Origin of the sequence: Alloscardovia theropitheci, from assembly GCF_004332295.1 — a bacterium.
Lineage (GTDB): Bacteria > Actinomycetota > Actinomycetes > Actinomycetales > Bifidobacteriaceae > Alloscardovia > Alloscardovia theropitheci.
Map to the genome: position 1 here is coordinate 97,135 of NZ_RXLP01000004.1, position 21,224 is coordinate 118,358.

The 21,224-nt window shown below is 43.8% G+C and carries 16 protein-coding genes and 1 tRNA gene; 1 reads left to right on the forward strand and 16 read right to left on the reverse strand.

Annotation, left to right across the window (positions count from 1 at the left end; translation table 11 throughout):
* Positions 1 to 39 precede the first annotated feature (39 nt).
* The 3 genes from EJ419_RS01540 to EJ419_RS01550 all read right to left on the reverse strand — a co-directional run bounded on the left by EJ419_RS01540 (position 40) and on the right by EJ419_RS01550 (position 3,992).
* On the reverse strand, positions 40 to 2,121 hold the full coding sequence (locus EJ419_RS01540; protein WP_131283158.1) for an AMP-dependent synthetase/ligase: 2,082 nt from the start codon (positions 2,119 to 2,121) through the stop codon (positions 40 to 42).
* Positions 2,122 to 2,241: 120 nt separating this feature from the next.
* Complete coding sequence (locus tag EJ419_RS01545) at positions 2,242 to 2,709, reverse strand: hypothetical protein (RefSeq protein ID WP_131283159.1); 468 nt, start codon at positions 2,707 to 2,709, stop codon at positions 2,242 to 2,244.
* Positions 2,710 to 2,870: 161 nt separating this feature from the next.
* On the reverse strand, positions 2,871 to 3,992 hold the full coding sequence (locus tag EJ419_RS01550) for a GuaB3 family IMP dehydrogenase-related protein (RefSeq protein ID WP_131283160.1): 1,122 nt from the start codon (positions 3,990 to 3,992) through the stop codon (positions 2,871 to 2,873).
* A 295-nt stretch (positions 3,993 to 4,287) separates the two neighbouring features.
* Here EJ419_RS01550 and EJ419_RS01555 point away from each other — a divergent pair, with 295 nt between their 5' ends.
* On the forward strand, positions 4,288 to 5,766 hold the full coding sequence (locus tag EJ419_RS01555) for a type 1 periplasmic-binding domain-containing protein (RefSeq protein ID WP_131283161.1): 1,479 nt from the start codon (positions 4,288 to 4,290) through the stop codon (positions 5,764 to 5,766).
* Here EJ419_RS01555 and EJ419_RS01560 read toward each other — a convergent pair.
* The 13 genes from EJ419_RS01560 to EJ419_RS01620 all read right to left on the reverse strand — a co-directional run bounded on the left by EJ419_RS01560 (position 5,741) and on the right by EJ419_RS01620 (position 21,224).
* Positions 5,741 to 6,322: a M23 family metallopeptidase gene (locus EJ419_RS01560; RefSeq protein WP_240680297.1), complete on the reverse strand. Its 582-nt coding sequence runs from the start codon at positions 6,320 to 6,322 to the stop codon at positions 5,741 to 5,743. The two genes, EJ419_RS01555 and EJ419_RS01560, sit on opposite strands and share 26 nt — an antisense overlap.
* Positions 6,323 to 6,472: 150 nt before the next feature.
* Positions 6,473 to 6,545, reverse strand: a tRNA-Asn gene (locus tag EJ419_RS01565).
* A 191-nt stretch (positions 6,546 to 6,736) separates the two neighbouring features.
* Complete coding sequence (locus EJ419_RS01570; RefSeq protein WP_131283162.1) at positions 6,737 to 7,387, reverse strand: nitroreductase; 651 nt, start codon at positions 7,385 to 7,387, stop codon at positions 6,737 to 6,739.
* A 47-nt stretch (positions 7,388 to 7,434) separates the two neighbouring features.
* A complete protein-coding gene (gene clpX, locus EJ419_RS01575; RefSeq protein WP_131283163.1) occupies positions 7,435 to 8,715 on the reverse strand; it encodes an ATP-dependent Clp protease ATP-binding subunit ClpX in 1,281 nt (426 codons plus the stop codon).
* Positions 8,716 to 8,860: 145 nt separating this feature from the next.
* Entirely contained in the window at positions 8,861 to 9,508 is a 648-nt protein-coding gene (locus EJ419_RS01580) for an ATP-dependent Clp protease proteolytic subunit (protein ID WP_131283164.1), read from the reverse strand.
* A gap of 12 nt (positions 9,509 to 9,520) precedes the next feature.
* On the reverse strand, positions 9,521 to 10,123 hold the full coding sequence (locus EJ419_RS01585) for an ATP-dependent Clp protease proteolytic subunit (RefSeq protein ID WP_165496190.1): 603 nt from the start codon (positions 10,121 to 10,123) through the stop codon (positions 9,521 to 9,523).
* Between the two features lie 70 nt (positions 10,124 to 10,193).
* The gene (locus EJ419_RS01590) at positions 10,194 to 11,492 is read right to left on the reverse strand and encodes a chloride channel protein (RefSeq protein WP_131283165.1); all 1,299 of its coding nucleotides are present in this window, start codon (positions 11,490 to 11,492) and stop codon (positions 10,194 to 10,196) included.
* A 293-nt stretch (positions 11,493 to 11,785) separates the two neighbouring features.
* Positions 11,786 to 13,150: a trigger factor gene (gene tig / locus EJ419_RS01595; protein WP_131283166.1), complete on the reverse strand. Its 1,365-nt coding sequence runs from the start codon at positions 13,148 to 13,150 to the stop codon at positions 11,786 to 11,788.
* Between the two features lie 64 nt (positions 13,151 to 13,214).
* A complete protein-coding gene (locus EJ419_RS01600; protein WP_131283167.1) occupies positions 13,215 to 14,513 on the reverse strand; it encodes an HRDC domain-containing protein in 1,299 nt (432 codons plus the stop codon).
* 69 nt (positions 14,514 to 14,582) lie between these two features.
* Positions 14,583 to 15,455, reverse strand: coding sequence for a pyruvate formate-lyase-activating protein (pflA, locus tag EJ419_RS01605; RefSeq protein ID WP_131283168.1), 873 nt, complete (start codon positions 15,453 to 15,455; stop codon positions 14,583 to 14,585).
* Between the two features lie 132 nt (positions 15,456 to 15,587).
* Positions 15,588 to 17,945, reverse strand: coding sequence for a formate C-acetyltransferase (gene pflB / locus EJ419_RS01610; RefSeq protein ID WP_131283169.1), 2,358 nt, complete (start codon positions 17,943 to 17,945; stop codon positions 15,588 to 15,590).
* Between the two features lie 161 nt (positions 17,946 to 18,106).
* A complete protein-coding gene (locus EJ419_RS01615; protein WP_165496191.1) occupies positions 18,107 to 19,768 on the reverse strand; it encodes an NAD+ synthase in 1,662 nt (553 codons plus the stop codon).
* On the reverse strand, positions 19,761 to 21,224 hold the full coding sequence (locus EJ419_RS01620; RefSeq protein ID WP_165496192.1) for a replication-associated recombination protein A: 1,464 nt from the start codon (positions 21,222 to 21,224) through the stop codon (positions 19,761 to 19,763). Before EJ419_RS01620 ends, EJ419_RS01615 begins: the two co-directional genes overlap by 8 nt.

Sequence of the window (21,224 nt, forward strand, 5' to 3'; positions counted from 1 at the left end):
ATCGTTTAGTGCGCGAATATCTCGCAAATACCACTTCATTTAATTCTTTTCGGTATGTTCCTCTGATTCTTCATTACGAGAATTCTTTTCAGCGTTCTTCTCGGACGCCTTTTCAGCATTAAGAACACTATTTTGAGCATCTACCAAGCTACGTTTAACATTTTCGACTGCTTTGTTGTACATAGGTTCGAGATGCTCACGTGCGGCTTTGACTGTTGGTTGCATTTGCTTGTTAAGCTGAAGAGCTGCTTGCTCTGCTGCCATCATAATTTTTGCAGTAGCTGCATCTGACATACCAGTTGGCTTCGGAGCGTACAAAACTTTATCAATAACTTCGCGGTACTGATCGATAATACGCGCACGGACAATCTTCATACTTGGAGTCAAAGTACCAGCTTCTTGCGTAAATTCAGCAGGTAATACAACGAATTTACGTACTGATTCAGCACGCGAAACAGATGCATTAGCGCGATCAATATACTCTTGGATGAAAGCACGGACAGCTTCATTTTCTGCTGCCTCAAGTGGGGTCATCTCGGAGTCGAGGCCACGACCTTCTAACCACTGACGCAACATCTCTGGTTCAAGTGTGATAAGAGCACCAATGAAAGGCTTATTATCACCGACAACAATAGCGTGTGAGACAATCGGGCATGTCGAGATAACATCTTCGAGCGGCGCAGGTGATACGTTCTTACCTCCCGCAGTAATAATGAGATCTTTCTTACGCCCTGTAATATAGATATACCCATCATCGTCAATCGCTGCTAAATCACCAGTGCGGAACCAGCCATCGTCGAAAACTTCTTTAGTTTGTTCTGGATTATTGTAGTATCCCAAGAACACACTTGGTCCCTTAATTTCTAGTTCATCATCTTCGTCAGTTAAACGAACGCTAAACCCTGGAGCGATACGTCCGACTGAGCCCACTCGATTCATGGCTTCAAAGTTCACAACGCATGGCGCAGCAGTTTCTGTCAAACCATATCCTTGGATAAACGTCAAATCATCGATTCCATTGAAGAAATGAGCCAAGTCTTCGTTCATTGGCGCGCCACCGCATGCCATGAATTTCATACCGTTACCCATAGCAGAATGAATTGATGAGCCCACGGCGCTCATGAAGAAATTATGTTGAAGCTTCTCACTCCAGCTATGCTTCTTACCATCTTGCTCATCCTTGCTCCATTTAACAAAATGTTTGAATGCTGAAGCAAAGATACGACCTTTAATCCCATTTCCAGCCTTCTGAGAAGCGGCATTATAAACTTTTTCATATACACGAGGAACAGCAAGCATATACGATGGTTTAAAGCCTCGAAGATCTGCGAGCAAATGCTTTGTATCGGACAAATATCCGATAATACCGTGTGCGCCTACAGCGCAGTACTGTATGTAACGTGCAAATGCATGTGCCAATGGCAAGAACATAAGAAGTCTTGTCGGATTAGCTGCAAGCATATTTGGTAGAACTTCCCAGCCGTTCTTTGCTGTATGAACGAAGTTACGGTTTGAGATAAGCGCGCCTTTTGGTTTGCCCGTTGAGCCTGAAGTAAAGATAATAGTTAATGGATCGTCAGCTGTCACATTGTCAATAGCTGCATCCAATGTCTCATCCGAAATATCTTTTCCCCAGTCAGCAACTGCTTTTAATCCATTTGTCTGAATATTAAATGAATATTCAACAGAATTATCATCAGACTGACGAAGCCCCTCAAGGACGAGAGAACGTTCTTCTCCACCTGCAAAAGCAACTACAGGAGAGGTTGCAGACACAATTTGAGCAACTTGCTTAGGCGAATCAGTGTCGTATACAGGAACTGAGATAGCGCCGATAGCTGCACACGCAAAATCGATAACTCCCCATTCATATGAGGTTGGTGCATAGATAAGAACAGTATCGCCCTTATCTACTCCCATTGCAATAAGCCCTTTCGCAACTTCACGGACTGTAGAAAGCATCTGAGCAGCTGTAATGTCTGTCCACTGACGACGTGGTACTCGTAAAGCCTGAGCAATTACACTTTCAGGTTCACGGGTGGCACGATCCTTGAGGAGCTTGAAGACTGTATCATCATCAGTTGTTGAATAAATAATATCCGTTGAATATTCGCGTAACATACTTTAAGTATATTGTGCACGCCTAACAATGTAACTAATTAGCTAAGCGCCTAGGTGTGATATAGACACGAGGCATCATGTTAAATTTCGCTAATCGTATACGGCGTACACGCGTGAAATTCACCAGAAATCACAACTCGTGCATACCCATTTTCGACCATTAAAGCGAAAAACGACGTATGCCCAACACGGTTTCCCTGCGAGCATAAGTCCCACATTCGCGTTAAATCTGACGGGTGAAACGGCAAAACCATTGAATGTTCGAATTATTATCGGTAAATGTTTGCACGCTCGATCCGCCCATACAATCTGTGAACTGCCGTTTTCTTCGCACAAAAGCACAGATAGAGAGTTAAGACGGCTGATGACTTTCGGATGCGCCAATGAATTGAGCATATTAAATCCGAGTCTGCCTCGTACAACATCGATAGCAAGACATGCCATGTTGCATGAGCTATACGCTAATTTAATACATGTTTGCTTGTCGATGTCACCATTGACACATTGGGCAATATGAAATTTTATATTTTCTTTTTTAGTTCCTATGTGATAATACGTGTCAAAAGTAAGCTCGCTATTATCAATCATGATAGTGTTCCTTCACTATCACCCTCTTACAATTGAGCGATGGAAAGCGCTCGCTACAAGAAAACCTGCAGTATGTCTTAGTATACTGCAGGTTTTCATATAACTGGACGATATCGTCACATTATTTTCTAAAAATCATCGTAAACAATTGTATTAGAAAATTATGCTCCGTATGGTGTTGCAATAACTGGGCAGTCCTGGAAATGACGCAAGTTCGTATATCCAGTTGATGCCATAGCCCGCTTAAGAGCGCCGATATAATTCATTGAACCGTCAGCGCGGGTGCTAGGACCAGTCAGAATCTGTTCCATAGTTCCTACTTGTTCAAGAGATACTCGACGTCCACGTGGCAAACTCTTATGAGTAGCTTCACGTCCCCAATGTGTCCCCTGTCCTGGAGCCTCGTATGCGCGCGCCAAAGCGCTACCCATCATCACAGCGTCAGCTCCCATAGCGAATGACTTGACAAAGTTACCCGTGGTTCCCAATCCACCATCGACTATCACAGGAACATAACGTCCATCAGACTCTTCCATATAGTCTTTTCGAGCAGCTGCGATATCCGCGATTGCTGTAGCCATAGGAACGTGCATGCCCAAGATTGTACGAGAGGAAGATACAGCCGATCCACCTGCACCTACAAGTACACCTGCAGCACCGGTTCGCATAAGGTGCATGGCAGCACGATACGTTCCAGCGCCACCTACAATGACTGGAACATCTAATTCGTAGATAAATTTCTTTAAATTCAATGGTTCATGTGATTGAGAAATATGCTCAGCAGAAACAGCAGTTCCACGAATTACGAATAAATCGACACCAGCATCAACAACTGTCGAATAGAATTCCTGCGTACGTTGAGGAGTTAAGGCTCCAGCAACAGTGACACCAGCATCACGAATTTGCTTAATACGTGCAGTAATAAGCTCTGGCTTAATCGGTTCAGCATAAAGCTTCTGTAGTAAGACAGTGGCTTCATCATCGCGAGCTTGAGCAATCATACGTAGCTGAGGAGTTGGATCTTCATATCGCGTCCATAAGCCCTCTAGGTCAAGTACACCAAGACCACCTAGCTTTCCAAGCTCGATAACAGTATCAGGACTCATTGAGGAATCCATTGGTGCTCCAATAACTGGAATTCCAAACTGATACGCATCGACTTGCCACGTTGTATCAACATCTTGTGGGTCACGAGTACGTCGAGAAGGCACGATTGCAACATCATCGAGCGCATAACACATGCGACCTGACTTACCCATACCGATTTCAATTTCCTGTGTCATGTTTATAAGATTAAACCGCGCATATGACGTACGCACAATCACCTGTTACAGGCGCAAAATTACCAACTAGAATCGCAATAGATTATTCGTTTCATTTCGCTTCCTGTGTCTCATTTAGCCGACGCTACATTATTCTTAGAGCACTTGCGGTAATATTCTATGTAATTACTCATCACACTATGAGATACTAATGCGATAACTTTTGGAGGGAATTGACGTGCATTTCAAAGTAGGCAAAATTTCTTTGAAGATTTTTTTACAGCGAATTTTATCTCGGTGGATTCCAGCCTGTGTAATGGCACTTGCACTGTGTACATGTGCGTCATGCAGCCCTCGTACAGCATCAAGTAATTCTCAAGCTTCTTCCCTCACTGGAACTGTCGATATCGTTACACCTACTGGTAATTCTGCGATGAGTTCGAATTTACCCCTAAATAACTGGGAAAGCATCCGATCTTCACTTGTGAAATCATTAAAAACTCACGGCTTTGTAGATTCTCAAATTTCTGAATCACATTATTCTGATCTTTCCGCTCAGATTAATCAAATTAAAAGAATAACAAATACATATAAGGCAGAAAAAGATAAGCACCCTCATACGCTCATTTTCGCACCGCATCAGCCAATTAAAACTTCGTATGCAACCGCTATAGCTCAACGTTTCGGTGATACTGTTACACAAAATACGCTCAACAACGATGAGCTTGAATTCGATAATCTTTCTGACAGTCAGCAAGATGAATATACGAGTCTTCATAAGCAGCTTGCTAGTGCTCTCAAGGATGCACAAGACAATGGAATTACTGTCGTGCTCATGTCGCATAAGGTTCCAGATTTTTCCGAAAACTATTTTATTTCTTTCGCTACTGCTCAATCTATTGCAAGAATACAAACGGATAATCTGGTCAGAAAATTACAGCTTGACAAGGCTACTATTAAGAATCCACAAGCAATTGAAATTATTATTCCTCTCAATGTAGGCGCACAATTTGCTCAGCAACTTTTTAGTGCCTCATGGAAGATTCTTAAACCGTATTACACAACTGGCGTCGCTTTTAGTCCTTCTGGTCTCCTTGATGCTAACTCGACAGAAGATGATTGGCGCAATGTATCTGTTCCTGATGATTCAGCTGATTCAATATCATCGGCGCTGAAAGTGCGTTTAACTTCTTCAGATGAATCAAGTAATAATGCGATTGTTAATGTTGACGGAATCTTGGCTTTTAATGATTATATCGCTCAAGGAGCAGTATCTGCTCTTACGGAGTTAGGTTTTACTGGATCAAGTGCACAGGTGAATCCAGATGTCACATTAGATAGCATTATCAAGAAACTCTCTGACAACGTAGATGTTCATAAACAACGTGTGCCACAACCAAATAATTCTTCTACCGATGATACGAATACTACTGATAGTAATTCACAAGATTCACAAAGCACTCCATACAAAAAGCGCAATCCTCAGCCGAATCATACGATTTTAACCTGGCCTATAGTAACGGGTTTTGGTACTTATATTGATGCCATAGCTGATATTGTGAATGGAAAAATTTGGATTTCAAGCGCTGAAGAACGAAATAGTGTTGTGTCCTCTATTGCCGCATTAAGTCGTGCGATTTGCGAGAAAAAGACCTCTCCATCTCAGCTTGAAAAGTCCGTCCCAAATATACAAAATAACACTGTAACTGCCCCTTTGTTTGCAGTTAATTCTGATAATTTGAAGAAGACGTTGCTTGATACAGGTTATATTACTCCTGCGGAAGCTGGATTGTAATTCGCCGTGCTTTAACCATTCGTGATGGATTGAGATATTGAGTATGCGTGATGCGACGACGCGCAGCACGGCTATCGCTGTGCTGAATGCTAATCCGCTTAATCCCCCAATGTACACACGAGTTTGAGCAATGGTCACTTTTCCCCGATGAGCGCGTGGCAAACTGCTGTCCACGCGCTACTTTTTGCCCTTTTTCTAGACGTGTAGTTGCGGGTTCAAAGGTGCTACGAATGCCATACGCATGCATAAGCACAACAACATCTTTTTCGGCAACTTTTCCTGCAAAAAATATTTTCCCATCGGCAGGAGCTAAAAGTTTAGTTCCTTCGCCTGCGTCAAGGTCCACTCCTCGATGTCCTGCTAGCCATGGTTTACCCGGAGGATCGAACTCCCGAATTACCCGCACATTTTCTAAGGGCCATGACATCAGAGATATGCAACGTGAATCTATGGGCGTACGGTCAAGTGCAAACGCCGGTATATTCGTGATGATAACGGTGTGGATAATCATAAATACCGTTACCCATACAGTGCAGGAATGCTTTATTGTCCTCATGCATTTATCGTTCCATAAGTATCTCCGTTCAAGCTACTTTTAAAGGACTTGTGAACAAATGTGAAAAACCGTACTCGCACCATCAATCTGCTGGGGCATCCATGCCATCATAAGAAAACAAAAAAGCCGAGGTATTAACCTCGGCGATTGCTCCCCGTGCTGGACTTGAACCAGCGACATTCTGATTAACAGTCAGACGCTCTGCCAACTGAGCTAACGGGGAATGTAAGCTACTGTGTAGTTGCTGTGTGCTGTGCACAAGACATATATAGTAGCGATGTTTATATCGTTGCGCAAGCCAAGGGCGTGTCGCAAGTGTTTTAGCGTTATTACCACACTCTCTACTTGTTTGCACGTTACCTGCACGCTCTCTTCGAAGCTTATTTGATTTTAGGCATATGCATGAAAAAAGCATTAACTTTCCACGACCGTCATAACGTCATCCACGCTAGCTCTGGATGGAACGAAGGTATTAATATCATCTTTACTAGCGTATCCTAAGCCGATTCCGATAACAAGAAGCTCGTCCTCCGGAATATTTGCGATAGTACGGACAACTTCAGGATAGATAACTGTCGCATATGCGGCTATCGAATCCACACCAAGACTTTTCGCTGCTAACATTAATGTATTGCTATATGCTCCAGCATCGAAAATAGCCCAGTCAAAGATTCCCTTAGGGATAGTAATAAAAGCGAATACAGGAGCATTAAATAGCGTTTTCTGGGCATGGTTGAAATGTACCTGTCCAGGTTCAAATTGCTTCTTAAATTCGATGGTCCATCGACCCATTATGTTCTGATTGCGTTCTGGCCATTTCTCGCGAGGCATTGGTTCTATATCGCTATGCGCCGGCTCGTTATCATTAATTCGCTTTTCATACTCATGCCGAAGTCTTAACGCAGCATCTTTGGTTACAAAATACACTTTTGCCGGCTGCTCGTTAACCCATGTCGGTGTTTTCTGCGCCAACTGAGTAATTTGACGTAACACATCTACTGGGATTTCTTCTTGAGTAAAATCCCTCACTGAATGACGCTCATTAACGACTGTAGCGAATTCCATTTTCTCTCCTTTGAGTTAGATAAACCATAAATTCAGTTCATTACCATCTATTGTAGTTCGAGTTGCGCGGAATCATGTCCCTGAACCACCTGTTCATCTATAACTACGCGCAATACGTCATCTCGATCGGGAATAACATACATAGACTCTTCCAAGATATTCTCCATAATAGAGCGCAAACCTCGTGCCCCCGTTCCGCGTTCTAATGCGAGATGAGCTATTGCATGTAAAGCTTCATCAGTAAACACTAGTTCTGTGCCTTCTGCAGCAAATAACTTTTGATATTGCTTTACCAATGCGTTGCGCGGTTTAGTTAGTATATCTATCAAATCATTTTCGTTCAGCGAATTAAGAGACGCTACGACAGGCATTCGACCGACGAATTCTGGTAATAAGCCGAAATCTGCTAAATCTTGTGCTGTTACATGTTCAAGCAATTGTTCGTCACTCATCTCACTAACTGTCCAGTCAGCGCCGAATCCTAAAGCATGCTTGCCTAGTCGTTTACGAACTATATCTTCCAATCCAACAAAAGCTCCAGCACAAATAAAAAGAATACCTTGAGTGTCGATTTGCACCATTTCTTGCTCTTCGTGTTTACGGGTGCCCTTAAGAGGCACAGTAGCTCTTGTACCTTCGATGAGTTTAAGAAGAGCCTGCTGCACTCCCTCCCCACTCACGTCACGTGTTATAGAGGTATTTTCTCCCGATTTACGCGCTATCTTATCGATTTCATCGATATAGATAATTCCTCGTTCAGCTCTTTCAATATTTCCATCTGCCGCATTGAGTAACCGCTGAAGAACAGTTTCAACGTCATCGCCTACATAGCCAGCCTCAGTAAGAGTTGTTGCATCAACAATGGTAAATGGTACGTTCATAATTCGAGCTAAAGTTTGCGCGAGATACGTTTTACCCGTACCTGTTGGACCGAGCAGTAGGACATTTGATTTTGAAATTTCTACCTCAGCGAGTAAATCATCAGAGGCCTTGATAGCATGAGAAAGCTTGTTAGCACCATCGACTATCTGCATATTGACTCGCTTATAGTGGTTGTACACTGCTACAGCAAGCGTTCTTTTTGCATGTGCTTGACCTACGACATAGTTGTCTAGGAAAGAAGTAATTCGACTTGGTGAGATGAGTTTAACGCTGTCATGGTCAGCTTGAGTAAGTCTATCTTCAGAGATTATGTCAACACATAATTCAATACATTCATCGCAAATGGCAACATTAGATCCTGTAACAAGTTTATGCACTTGATCTTCTGTCTTGCCACAAAAACTGCAGCGTGGAACATCGTCGTAATAGCTGACAACTTCGCTCATTGCACTCCTAAGATAATAAAAACGCATCTCTAGTCTAACAAACCAGAGATGCGCAATACAGATTGTAGTGTTGAATTTTATCTAACACATCACATTTTTATCGCATGAATGCTCAGACATGAATTCAACTCAGATATAAATTTCACTACTCGCGCTTTCCTAATACAGCATCAACCATGCCGTATTCAAGAGCCTGAGGAGCTGTAAGAATTGTATCCGTCTCGATATCCTTGTGGATTCTTTCGATATCTTGGCCAGTATGATGTGCCAAAGTTTCCTCCAGCCATGTACGCATACGCTCCAATTCGCGTGCCTGAATCTCGATTTCAGTAGCCTTACCGAAATCTTGTCCCATAGCAGGCTGATGAATCAATACGCGCGCATTTGGAAGCATCAGTCGCTTTCCATGAGTTCCTGCTGCAAGAAGAACTGCAGCTGCCGATGCAGCTTGACCAAGACATACTGTTTGAACATCTGGCTTAATGTATTGCATCGTGTCATATACTGCCGTCATTGCAGTCATAGAACCACCAGGCGAATTAATATACATCATGACGTCGCGATTCGGATCTTGACTTTCAAGAACCAAAAGCTGAGCCATAATATCATCTGCAGACGCATCATCAACTTGAACGCCCATGAATATAATACGATCTTCAAACAGACGGCTATATGGATCAGAACGTTTAAATCCATATGCCGTTTTCTCCTCGAACTGAGGCATTACATAACGAGCCTGTGGGCCAGCAAGACGTTCAGCTCGAGCAATAAATTGTGCTTCTTGAGATGCCATGCTCTCCCCTTTCTAGTTCATGCTTTCTGGAGTGTCAACGATTTTATCTACAAAGCCATAATCTAGGGCTTGCTGTGCAGTAAACCAATGATCATATTCGTTATCACGATAAATTTCTTCGACAGTATGTCCAGTTTGCTGTGCAGTTAATTCAGACAAGGTCTTCTTCATGTCCATGATCAACTCTGCATTAATACGTACTTCGCTAGCTGTGCCGCCCACACCGCCGGATGGCTGATGCATGAGGACACGAGCATGCTTAGTAATATAACGCTTTCCTGGCGTACCGCTGGACAACAGGAACTGTCCCATTGAAGCCGCCATACCAACTGCTACGGTAGCAACATCTGGCTTAATCAGTTGCATTGTGTCGTAAATAGCCATGCCAGCTGTAATAGATCCACCTGGGGAATTGATATACAGCCATATATCTTTATCTGGATCTTCAGCGGCAAGCATCAGCATTTGAGCGCATATCACATTTGCATTGGAATCTTTTACTTCGTCGCCCAACCAGATAATACGGTCTTTAAGCAAGCGAGAAAAAATCGGATCTCCCGCCATAGCTGCTTCACCCTCTGCCATGATTGGCATCTGTGGTGTCGAAAGTGCCATAAGTATCTCCTTTATTTCTTATAACTTCGACAATACAGGTTTTGCTTGACCAAGCAATGTATTTGCGCACTCAGCGCAACTTTTCACTCTGAGAAAAGCCATTATGAAGTTGTACTTGCTGTTCCATTTTATCCAGTGTCATAGAAACAAGAACAGATAATGCTACAGCTACACCCACAGCTACCATCGTATTGACGGAACTATGGCTAAGCTCAATCATCAGACATGAAGCCATTAACGGTGCTTTTTGACTCGTAGCCAAGAAAGCAGCCGAAGCAATTAAAGCAATAATCGATATATTTAATCCCGGTAAAAAGGTTGTACATAGAATGGCGATAATTGCACCTAATGCACCTCCGACCGCAATTGCCGGTGTCAAAACTCCCCCAGAAGCTCCGCTACGGATAGTCATAACTGTAACAACCCATTTAACGCTTGCTAGAAGCAAGAGTATACCGACAGCTTGTAAACCGACTGAATTATACGAAAATTGCGCTAAGGCGCGACCATTTCCCATGATTTGAGGAGCAAAATACGCAATCGCAGCAGTAACTGCCCCCATAAGAGGAAGTTGCCATACGATATACACATTATGAGTTTGCTTCGATGATGCCCACGATGTCGTTCTCCTAAAGAAATACGCAATCGCTCCCATAAGCGGACCGATTATAAGGCACAGAAGCATTGTTTGCCATGAGACTTCCACGTTTGCAACATTGTAAAAAGCCTTATGCCCTTTTATTAGACCTGCTGTGAAAGCCGCAACCGCACTTGTGCCGAAGGATAACATAACGATATACATGCTCACATTAGCAAGCAAAATTTCAACGGCAAAAAACATTCCGGCTAACGGTGCATCATAGACACCAGCAAAGCCCGCTCCCGCCGCCACTGCAGTAATAAGCGAAATATCTTTGTCCGTAAGTTTAAGAAAATTTCCTAGTCTCTGTCCGAAAAGCGAACCTAATTCACGAGGAGCTGTTTCGCGGCCAACCGACATACCAGCACCAACGATAAAAATTTGGAGAACAACGTGGACAAGCGTTGCAAGGAAAGGCATTTTTTCGCCTTTAACTGCTTTGCTGACGGATGGAACATGTGCTTTCGCTCGCAAAACCCACCATACAACTGCAGCTATAATACTTGCCAGAATTATACTTGCCACTCTACGCCATGGATTTCCAGCACCGGATGGATTTGAGACACTTTCAGTTGCACCTAAAAGATGAGATTGGACTTCTTCAAGCAGTAAAGATAGAAGTGCAGCACCCAAACCGATAATAGCCCCAAGACCAAATATGATGACAATTGCGATGAGAATTTTAGTACGAGGTTTTTTATCGTTGAATGCGGTGGTTTCTTGAGGCATTGTGGTTTTCCTGCATATCCTGAATTTAAATATTTAATACAATGAGAAGATACTAAAGTCGAATAGCCGTGGTGTGAGATAGTTATGTATAATTTTCGCGTATCGCTGTTCTATTTATTTTATCAATTTAGTATTCTGAATTCGCTTATTCTCATTGCAATATTTTATGCCCAATATTGATGTCATATAGTCATATATACGTGTGGGCCTCGAATATCGAGACCCACACGTATCTGGATTAAGAGCAAGCCGATCAGGGATGCCCGTTATCGCAGTAGAATTAATTACTGAGCTTACTTAGCTTCATTAGCAACTTCGTCAGCTACTTCAGCAGCTGCACTTGCTGCAGCAACGCTCTGATTCTCGTCTGTTTCGTCGCTACCGAGGAAACGAGAAAGGTCTACTACGTTGCCTTCAGGATCCTTGAAAGTTACCTGACGCATTGCAGTAAGCATACCCTTAGAGCGTGCAACTTCCTGTACAGCTGATGGAAGCTGGCCACCCTGAATGATGGAGTTGATGAAGTTGTTTGGATCCATGCCGTACTGCTGTGCGACAGAAGCCAAGAAGTTCATAACATCAGACTGGGAAACCTGAACATCCATGGTTTCTGCCAATGTATCGAGAAGAATCTGGTCGCGCAATTCTTTTTCAGCAGACTCTGCTGCTTCCTTCTTCTCATCTGCAGTTGCAGTTTCAGCAGTCTTGCCAATGTTACGCAAATGCTCATCGGTATGATTTGCAAGCAATCCCTTTGGTACAGGAATTTCAATGCCCTCTACTACCTGAGCGAGGAATGCATCACGTGCAGCATTTGCCTGACGACCTTCTGCATCGAGTTCTGCCTGCTTCTTGATATCTTCCTTCAACTCATCAAGAGTATCGAATTCAGAAGCATCCTGTGCAAAATCATCATCAAGTTCAGGAAGCTGCATTTCCTTAACGGAGTTCAAGGTTACCTTGATTTCAGCTTCTTCACCTTCATGTTCGCCTGCAGCAAGCTTGGACTTGAATGTAGTCTTTTCACCAGCAGAAAGACCGATCAATGCTTCATCGATACCGTCAAGCATGTTTCCAGCACCGATTTCATAGCTAACGCCATCTTGAGAATCAACAGTTTCGTCATTGATGACAGCTTCAAGGCTGATGTTTGCATAGTCACCCTGTGCTGCCGGACGGTCAACACTTACGAGTGTACCAAAGCGTTGCTGAAGAGCTTCAAGACGAGCATTGATATCTTCTTCAGTTACTTCAGGCTTTGCAACTTCAACAGTCATACCATCAAGTGCAGGGAGCTCGAACTGTGGGCGAACTTCTACTTCAGCTGTGAACTTAAGCTTTACGCCATCGTCCTTTGCCTGTGGAACATCCTTCAAATCAAGGGTAGGTTGATCCATTGGACGCAAGTTCTTTTCTTCAATTGCATCATTGTAGAACTGTGGAACAGCTTCATTAATTGCTTCGCCAACAACTGCTGCATAGCCTACGCGCTGATCAACAATCTTTCCAGGAATATGCCCCTTGCGGAAACCTGGCACATTAATCTGGTTTGCAATAGACTTACGAGCCTCATCCAAATGAGGGTTGAGTTCTTCCTGATCTACAGTGATGGTGAGCCTTACCTTAGTTGGCTCGAGATTCCTCACGCTAATCTTCACGTGGCACTCCCATTCATACTAGTCTTACCTAGCCTTGTCCGCGATAATAAGGACGAGGCAACCTTTATATAATAACTTTACTTAGGGACGGAGCAAGTAATTCCACTTGCCAGTTACGTACCCCTTGCTTAGTTAAAAATTCTGATATTGATTCTAAATCTTCTTTTATATCGTCTTGCCAGCATAAATTGCGCAATACTTGTGGCTTCAGCAAAATTTCAACAGGAGTATGAGTATCCTGACTTATCTGACCAATAATCCCTTTTGCATTCTTTAGACGCTCAAATCTATCTGGATGATGTTCACGCCAATACTTCATTGAGCGTGGAGCACTTGTCCCCTCTTTTTCGATTTGCTGTGTGTCATGAAGAACGTCGCGATAAGGCTTATCTAATGCTCTCTCTATCGCATCTTTCCAAACCTTTGGTTTAACCTGTCGCTGGACAGCAGCATAGCGCTCGAACATTTTTGCTCGGTCAGGGTCAGTTTGTACACGTACACGGTCATTTAATAATTTAATTTTGCTAAATTCTTTAGTGTTTTTTGGCTTTCTAACAGCAGCTTCAATAATACCAGCATCGCTAAGTAACAATGTCGGAGCAATATCAAGCTCTTGTGCTAATTTTTCGCGCTCTGTCCATAACTCCTGTACGATTGCAAGACCACGTGCATCATTGCTCAAACGAGTTATATGTGAAACTTTTCTCCATGGTTGTGGATGGGGTTCTTTTTCTTTGAGTCCCTTAGCTCGAAGATATTCAAAATCCTCGTATGCCCACTCTAGCTTTCCTGTTTGTTTCAAATCATGAATAAGAGCTTCACGTAGCTCAATCAATATTTCAACATCCAAAGCTGCATAGTTACGCAAATCTCTATTCAACGGCCGATAGGACCAATCAGCAGCAGAATGCTCTTTAGCTAGAGTCACATGTAAATAATGTTCGGTAACCGCAGAAAGTCCAAATCTTTTAAGCCCTAATAAACGCGCAGCATGCTCCGTGTCAAAAAGCTTATCAATTGAAAAACCAATTTCTTTAAATCCGGGAATATCTTGAAGGCTATCGTGAATAATCCATTCATCTCCGCAAATCAATGCATTAAAAGCCTGCCAATCAACCCGTTCCTCCTGTAATGCAATCGGGTCAAGAAGAGCAATTGGAGCTCCTGCGCGTTTAAATTGCACGAGATAATCACGATGACCATAACGAAAACCCGAAGCTCGCTCAGCATCAGCAGCCAACGGACCGTAACTATCCTCATAGCTGTGAATAAACGTATCAAACTGCTGGCGAGTACGAATTACATCAGGTACTCCCCCGGCAGGCTCAGCAAGTAAACGGATATCGTCATTTTTTTCACTCATAGCACGAAAAAGTCTAACACTGAGGACGGAACGTACAATTCAACGTTTCTCTGGCGATAAATATAGGACCTAGTACACCACGAATCCGTGTGATTCGAATTGCTCCGTCACGCGTTTTTTCAGAGCAGCGGATGGCCCCTTTGCATCTTCGAGTGGGTACGGTATACGCATTTCATGCCACTTTGGTCGACCAAGTTGATGGAATCCAAGTACATCGATATGTTCTACAGCCTCACCAAATTGTTCGCAGATTTGAGCTACTTGTTCGACATTTTCTTCCGAATCTGTCAATCCTGGTACGAGAACAAAGCGTACCCAAATTTTCTTATTCTGCGCCGCTAAGCGTTTACCAAACTCGATTGTAGGAGCTAGCGTTCCACCGGTGACTTCTTTATATGTCTCTTCATTACCGGATTTAACATCAAGCAAGCATAAATCAATGTCGTCTATCTGATCATCTGTGTAATTTCTTCCCAAAAAACCGGAAGTATCAAGGCAGGTATGCACGCCCATCTCTTTAGCCGCACGAAATACTCGCGATACGAATGCTGGTTGCATCATGGATTCGCCGCCAGAAAAAGTGATACCACCACCGGTTGCTTTAAACAAATCTTTATAACGCTCTACCTTTTTTACCATCGCATCGAGGTAGACAGGCTGCCCATCGCGCATTTTCCAGGTATCAGGATTTTGGCAATACTGACAACGAAGCGGGCACCCACTCATAAAGACGGTCATACGTGTACCTGGACCATCAACAGATGTGTTAATATCCCATGAATGCACAAATCCAATGTCACCAGATTTTAATGCTTGTAAACGGTCTCTTCTGTCGAGACCTATAGGAGACTCAAAACCAGACAGGCCACCCATAAGCGTCTGACTCGCGTATTCCTTTGATTCGCGAAGCATGTGAGCTGTCGTGCTACGAAAAGCTGGCATCTAAAGTCTCCTTTGACTCTTGTACTGTCATGAGTACAATCAGGAATCTAATATTTTAATAATTTCTTATACGAAGGGGCGAGGTATTGCCTCGCCCCTCTTGAGGATTAACCTATTCGGTTAGTGTAGTTCTTAGTCAGAAACTGCACCTGCATGGAAGGTACGAGAAATGACGTCGAGCTGCTGTTCCTTTGTAAGCTTGACGAAGTTTACAGCATAACCAGATACACGCACTGTCAAGTGAGGATACTTCTCTGGGTTCTCAACTGCGTCTTCAAGCTGTTCCTTGCGCAAAACGTTGATGTTTGCATGGTACAAACCGTGTCCATTACCAGCATCAAGAATGCCTACAAGGTTGTTGATACGCTCAAGTTCATCGCGGCCAAGACCATCCGGAGTGATGGTGTTAGTCAAGGAGATGCCGTCGAGAGCATCATCGTAGTCAATCTTGCCGACTGAGAACATTGATGGGAGCATACCGTGAGAATCCATACCGTTCTCAGGGTTTGCACCTGGAGCAAATGGGGTGCCCTTCTTGTGACCTGATGGGAAGGAACCTGTGTTCTTACCATACTCAACGTTCGAAGTGATTGTAAGAACGGACTGGGTAGGTACAGCGCCACGGTATACAGGCAGGCGGCGAACCTGACCCATAACTGTGGAAACAACCCACTTTGCAAGGTCATCAGCACGATCATCATCGTTACCGTATACAGGGAATTCACCCTCTGTACGGAAGTTAACAATCAAATCATCTGGTGCACCTTCTACGTATTCAGGAGTGCCTTGTGCATCCTTGTTGTAGATTGGGAATACCTTTGCATACTTAACAGCAGCCAAGGAATCAGCAGCAATTGACAGACCAGACATACCGCAACCAAGAGTACGGTATACTTCCTTGTCGTGTAGAGCCATTTCGATGGACTCATATGCATACTTATCATGCATGTAATGAATAATGTTCAATGCTTCTACGTATGTATCAGACAACCATTCAAGAGCCTTCTCATAGTTTGCCTGAACAGATTCGAAGTTCAAGGAACCATCTTCGTTGAACTTGACTGGATCGATAACGCCTTCATCGATAACGCGCATACCGCTCATCTCGTCGCGTCCATCATTCAAAGCATAGAGGAATGCCTTTGCGGTGTTCACACGAGCTGCGAAGAACTGCATCTGCTTACCAACACGCATTGGGGATACGCAGCATGCGATTGCTGCGTCATCGCCCCAGTGAGAACGGATATCCTTATCTGATTCGTACTGGATTGCAGAAGTATCGATAGAAATCTTTGCGCAGAAGCGCTTGTATCCTTCAGGAAGCTTTGGATCCCAGAAGATAGTAATATTTGGCTCTGGACCAGGTCCAAGATGCTCAAGAGTCAAAGTGTTGAGCAAACGGAAGGAAGTCTTTGTAACCAAAGTACGACCATCATCACCGAAGCCTGCATCAGACCAAGTAGCCCAGTAAGGATCACCAGAGAAGATGTTGTCATAATCCTTGGTACGCAAGAAGCGGACGATACGAAGCTTCATAACGATATTGTCGATGATTTCCTGTGCTTCTGTTTCAGTCAAGGTACCGCGCTGGAAATCACGCTCGATATAAGCATCAAAGAATGCAGACAAGCGACCGATGGACATAGCTGCACCATCTTGGCTCTTAACGGAAGCAAGGTAGCCCATATAAGTCCACTGTACAGCTTCCTTAGCGTTCATTGCTGGACGAGAAAGATCAAGACCATATTCCTTACCAAGTACGATGAGCTTCTTCAAAGCCTTGATTTGCTCATCATGTTCTTCACGGAAACGAATCCAATGTTCAATTTCGGTCTCGGTAAAATCATTACGGTAAGGGATGGAATCCTTATCGCGCTTCTTGAACTCAATAAGAGTATTAACACCGTAGAGTGCTACACGACGATAATCGCCGATGATACGTCCGCGACCATATGCATCTGGAAGACCGGTAAGAATCTTTGCGTGACGTGCGCGCTTAATACGTGGAGTATATACACCGAATACACCATCATTATGTGTCTTACGGTACTTAGTGAAGATCTTCTTTACTTCAGGATCTGGCTCTTTACCAGCTTCGATGATAGCCTGCTCAACCATACGCCATCCACCATTTGGCATCATAGCGCGCTTGCAAGGAACATCAGTTTGGAGACCTACGATTACATCGTCTTGGTCATCAATATAGCCAGCAGGGAATGCATCAATATCTGCAGGAGTGTGAGTATCTACGTCATACACGCGCTGCTTGCGTTCGACTGCGAGGTATTCGTCATCAAGCTTCTTCCACAGATGCTTAGTCTTATCAGTTGCGTCTGCTAAGAAGGATTCGTCACCTTCGTATGGGGTGTAGTTCTTCTGGATGAAGTCACGAACGTCAATGTCAGACTTCCAATTACCGTCTGCGAAGCCTTCCCATGCCTGAGCTTGGAGCTCTTCAACGGAAACAGCATTTGTATCTACAGCTGCCATTATTTCTCCTTGTGGTTGCTTTACAGCTGAGGATTTTATTCCTCGCTGAACACTTTCTAGTGTAATCTAGTTTTTCGTAGAAAAGACCAAAAATAAAGTGAGGTTGCTCACACTCGCAACCTCACCACATAGATTCTACCTCAATTTATTGAACATATATTTTACTCACGGAACGCATTTGTCACCGGCAAACGTCTATCGCGTCCGAATGCTAGCGCCGTAACCTTTGGACCTAGAGGATATTGACGACGTTTCCATTCAGCACGATCAACTAAGCGCATTACAGTATCAACCGTTTTCTCATCAAAGCCATCTGCAAGTAGATCTGCGCGACCATGAGCTTTTTCGATATATGCTTCCAATACAGCGTCGAGAAGTTCATATTCAGGTAATGAATCCGAATCTTTCTGACCTGGTCTCAATTCCGCACTTGGCGGTTTAATAATCGAATTTTCAGGGATTGGTGGCACTTGACCATTTTCTATGGCGAAAGAGTTACGCCATCGCGCTAATTGCCACACACGGGTCTTGAGCAAATCTTTGATAGGCGCATAACCACCCACAGCATCGCCGTAAATCGTTGAATAACCACATGCACACTCAGACTTATTACCTGTTGCTAATGCCAATAATCCATGAGAATTCGAATAAGCCATGACGATTACACCGCGAATTCGCGCCTGAAGATTTTCTTGTGCAATTCCTTCTAAATTAAGTTGCTCTTGATAGCTCGTAAAGATTGGCTCGATTGGTTGAATTTCATAATGTGCACCAATATTTTGAGCAAGGTCAGCAGCATCATCTTTAGATCCATCTGACGAATACATGCTCGGCATAGAGATTCCCCATACATTCTCGCCACCACAGGCATCAGCGGCCATTGCAGCAACAAGAGCGGAGTCAATTCCACCAGAAAGTCCTAAGACTACGCCCTTGAAACCGTTCTTTCGCATGTAGTCTTCAAGTCCTAATACGCACGCACGATACACTTTCTCATCCGTGTCCATTTCACGCGCTAACTCATCCGCTGTACTTGTCCCATCGGCATGAAGAGTCCATGTGCGCATATCTTGATCAAACTGGTTTAACCGAGCAAGAACAGTACCTTCCTTACTCACGACAAAGCTTCCCCCATCAAACACCAGATCATCTTGTCCACCGACCTGGTTCACATACACAACAGGAGCATTAACTTCTTGCGCTCGCTTTATACACAGATCCAAACGAACACTATCTTTATTCTCTTCAAATGGAGAACCATTAATGGTTACCAAGGCATCAAGATCCGCGTCTGCTAGTTGCTGTGCCGGTCCGTTATCTTGCCAAATATCCTCGCAAATAGCAAACCCTAAACGATATCCATCAATTTGCATTGTAAGAGTACGATGTCCTGGCGTAAAAATTCGGAATTCATCAAATACGCCATAATTAGGCAAAAATTGCTTATCGTACGAATGAATAACTTCGCCATCGTGCAGGACAAGCAAAGTATTAGTTGGCAGTTCAACTCCTTGAGCGCTGCGTGCATCGTGAGATGTGCCCACTGTCCCTACAACTACGAAAAGATCGCCATACCCGTTATTCTTGAGCTTGCGAGCGATAGCAGAAGCTGAATCCTCAGCAGCTTTTCTAAATGTTGCGCGCAAAGCTAAATCTTCTATAGGATAGCCCGTCAACGTCATCTCAGGAAATACAACGATATGTGCTCCCTGCTCGTAAGCACGAGAAGCATAGTCGAAAATCACACGTGAATTGGATTCAATATCCCCCACACTGGTATTAACTTGTGCTAATGCGAAAGTTAAAGATTCTGCCTTAGTCATGGTCATTCTCCTCATGCGATTTGTTGTTAGAGCTATTTTCCTTAGTATTATTCCTATCGTACTGCCGAGTATTGAGGTCTGTATGAGAATCATGAGCACGACCCGCGTGAAGTATGGATCGAATTCGTTCTACTCTCGGACCTACTTCTCGTTCATATCCTCTATCTGTAGGATGGTAATACTCTCTGTCGCGTAGTACTTCTGGTAAATATTCCTGTGTTGCTACCGCTCCTGGCACATCGTGGGCATAAATATAACCTTTATGATTGCCAAATTCTTCCATAAGCTTAGTCGGAGCATTCCTCAAATGTAAAGGAACTTCGCCAACGTTTCCCGATGCAACGTCTTGCAATGCTGCATTAATTGCGTTATAACTTGCGTTGGATTTTGGCGCCGTCGCAACTGCTAAAACAGCTTCGCCAAGAATTATACGTGCTTCAGGCATGCCTACTAAAGCAACCGCCTGAGCTGCAGCAACAGTTACTTGCAAAATTTGTGGTGCTGCCATTCCAACTTCTTCGGCTGCAGCAATCATAATTCTTCGTGCGATGAAGCGTGGATCTTCGCCAGCATGGAGCATTCGCGCCAAATAATGCAATGCAGCATCCGAATCAGAACCACGCATGGATTTAATAAAAGCGCTAGCGACATCATAATGATTATCACCGGATTTATCATAATTAAGTTGCGCAATATCGAGAACAGACGCAACTACAACCGTATCAACGAGTGGCCGGCGCTCCCCTTTTTTTCGTTGTCTTTCGATAGCCACAGAGCCAGCAGCTGCTTCTAAAATCGTTAACGACTTTCGAGCATCCCCTCCGGACAGGCGTGCTATGTCTGATATTGCTTCATCCGTAACGCGAACTTCATCATTCAAACCATTACTTGAATGGATAGCACGACGAAGGACTTCCTCAATATCTTTAGATTCGAGTGAATTGAGTTTAACGACAACAGAACGCGAGATAAGCGGAGATATTATCGAAAAACTCGGGTTCTCAGTAGTCGCTGCGATAAATGTAACATCACGATTTTCCACACTTGGCAAAAGTGCATCTTGCTGAGATTTGGAAAAACGGTGAACCTCATCAATAAATAAAACAGTTTCTTGACCAGTTGTTACAAGCCTTTCATGAGCGCGTGTTAAAACCTCACGAATATCTTTAACTCCAGAGGTAACAGCTGACAATTCTTCAAATGCCCGACCAGACTGCTGAGCAACAATGTACGCTAAAGTTGTTTTCCCAACTCCAGGAGGACCAAAAAGGATAATTGACGTTGGCGCCGTACGTGTCTTTGAAACTGGTGCAGCAACACGACGAAGAGGCGAACCATCAACCAGTACGTGCTTTTGTCCTATGACCTCATCTAGTGTCGTAGGCCTCATTCGTACAGCTAAAGGGCGCACTAACGCATCATCTGCTGAAGTTGCAGAGAATAAATCATCAACCAT

Coding starts and splice junctions, on each gene's coding strand:
- EJ419_RS01540 (WP_131283158.1), bottom strand. CDS start 2,121: ATGTTACGCGAATATTCAACGGATATTATTTATTCAACAACTGATGAT.
- EJ419_RS01545 (WP_131283159.1), bottom strand. CDS start 2,709: ATGATTGATAATAGCGAGCTTACTTTTGACACGTATTATCACATAGGA.
- EJ419_RS01550 (WP_131283160.1), bottom strand. CDS start 3,992: ATGACACAGGAAATTGAAATCGGTATGGGTAAGTCAGGTCGCATGTGT.
- EJ419_RS01555 (WP_131283161.1), top strand. CDS start 4,288: ATGGCACTTGCACTGTGTACATGTGCGTCATGCAGCCCTCGTACAGCA.
- EJ419_RS01560 (WP_240680297.1), bottom strand. CDS start 6,322: ATGAGGACAATAAAGCATTCCTGCACTGTATGGGTAACGGTATTTATG.
- EJ419_RS01570 (WP_131283162.1), bottom strand. CDS start 7,387: ATGGAATTCGCTACAGTCGTTAATGAGCGTCATTCAGTGAGGGATTTT.
- clpX (WP_131283163.1), bottom strand. CDS start 8,715: ATGAGCGAAGTTGTCAGCTATTACGACGATGTTCCACGCTGCAGTTTT.
- EJ419_RS01580 (WP_131283164.1), bottom strand. CDS start 9,508: ATGGCATCTCAAGAAGCACAATTTATTGCTCGAGCTGAACGTCTTGCT.
- EJ419_RS01585 (WP_165496190.1), bottom strand. CDS start 10,123: ATGGCACTTTCGACACCACAGATGCCAATCATGGCAGAGGGTGAAGCA.
- EJ419_RS01590 (WP_131283165.1), bottom strand. CDS start 11,492: ATGCCTCAAGAAACCACCGCATTCAACGATAAAAAACCTCGTACTAAA.
- EJ419_RS01600 (WP_131283167.1), bottom strand. CDS start 14,513: ATGAGTGAAAAAAATGACGATATCCGTTTACTTGCTGAGCCTGCCGGG.
- pflA (WP_131283168.1), bottom strand. CDS start 15,455: ATGCCAGCTTTTCGTAGCACGACAGCTCACATGCTTCGCGAATCAAAG.
- pflB (WP_131283169.1), bottom strand. CDS start 17,945: ATGGCAGCTGTAGATACAAATGCTGTTTCCGTTGAAGAGCTCCAAGCT.
- EJ419_RS01615 (WP_165496191.1), bottom strand. CDS start 19,768: ATGACTAAGGCAGAATCTTTAACTTTCGCATTAGCACAAGTTAATACC.
- EJ419_RS01620 (WP_165496192.1), bottom strand. CDS start 21,224: ATGGTTGATGATTTATTCTCTGCAACTTCAGCAGATGATGCGTTAGTG.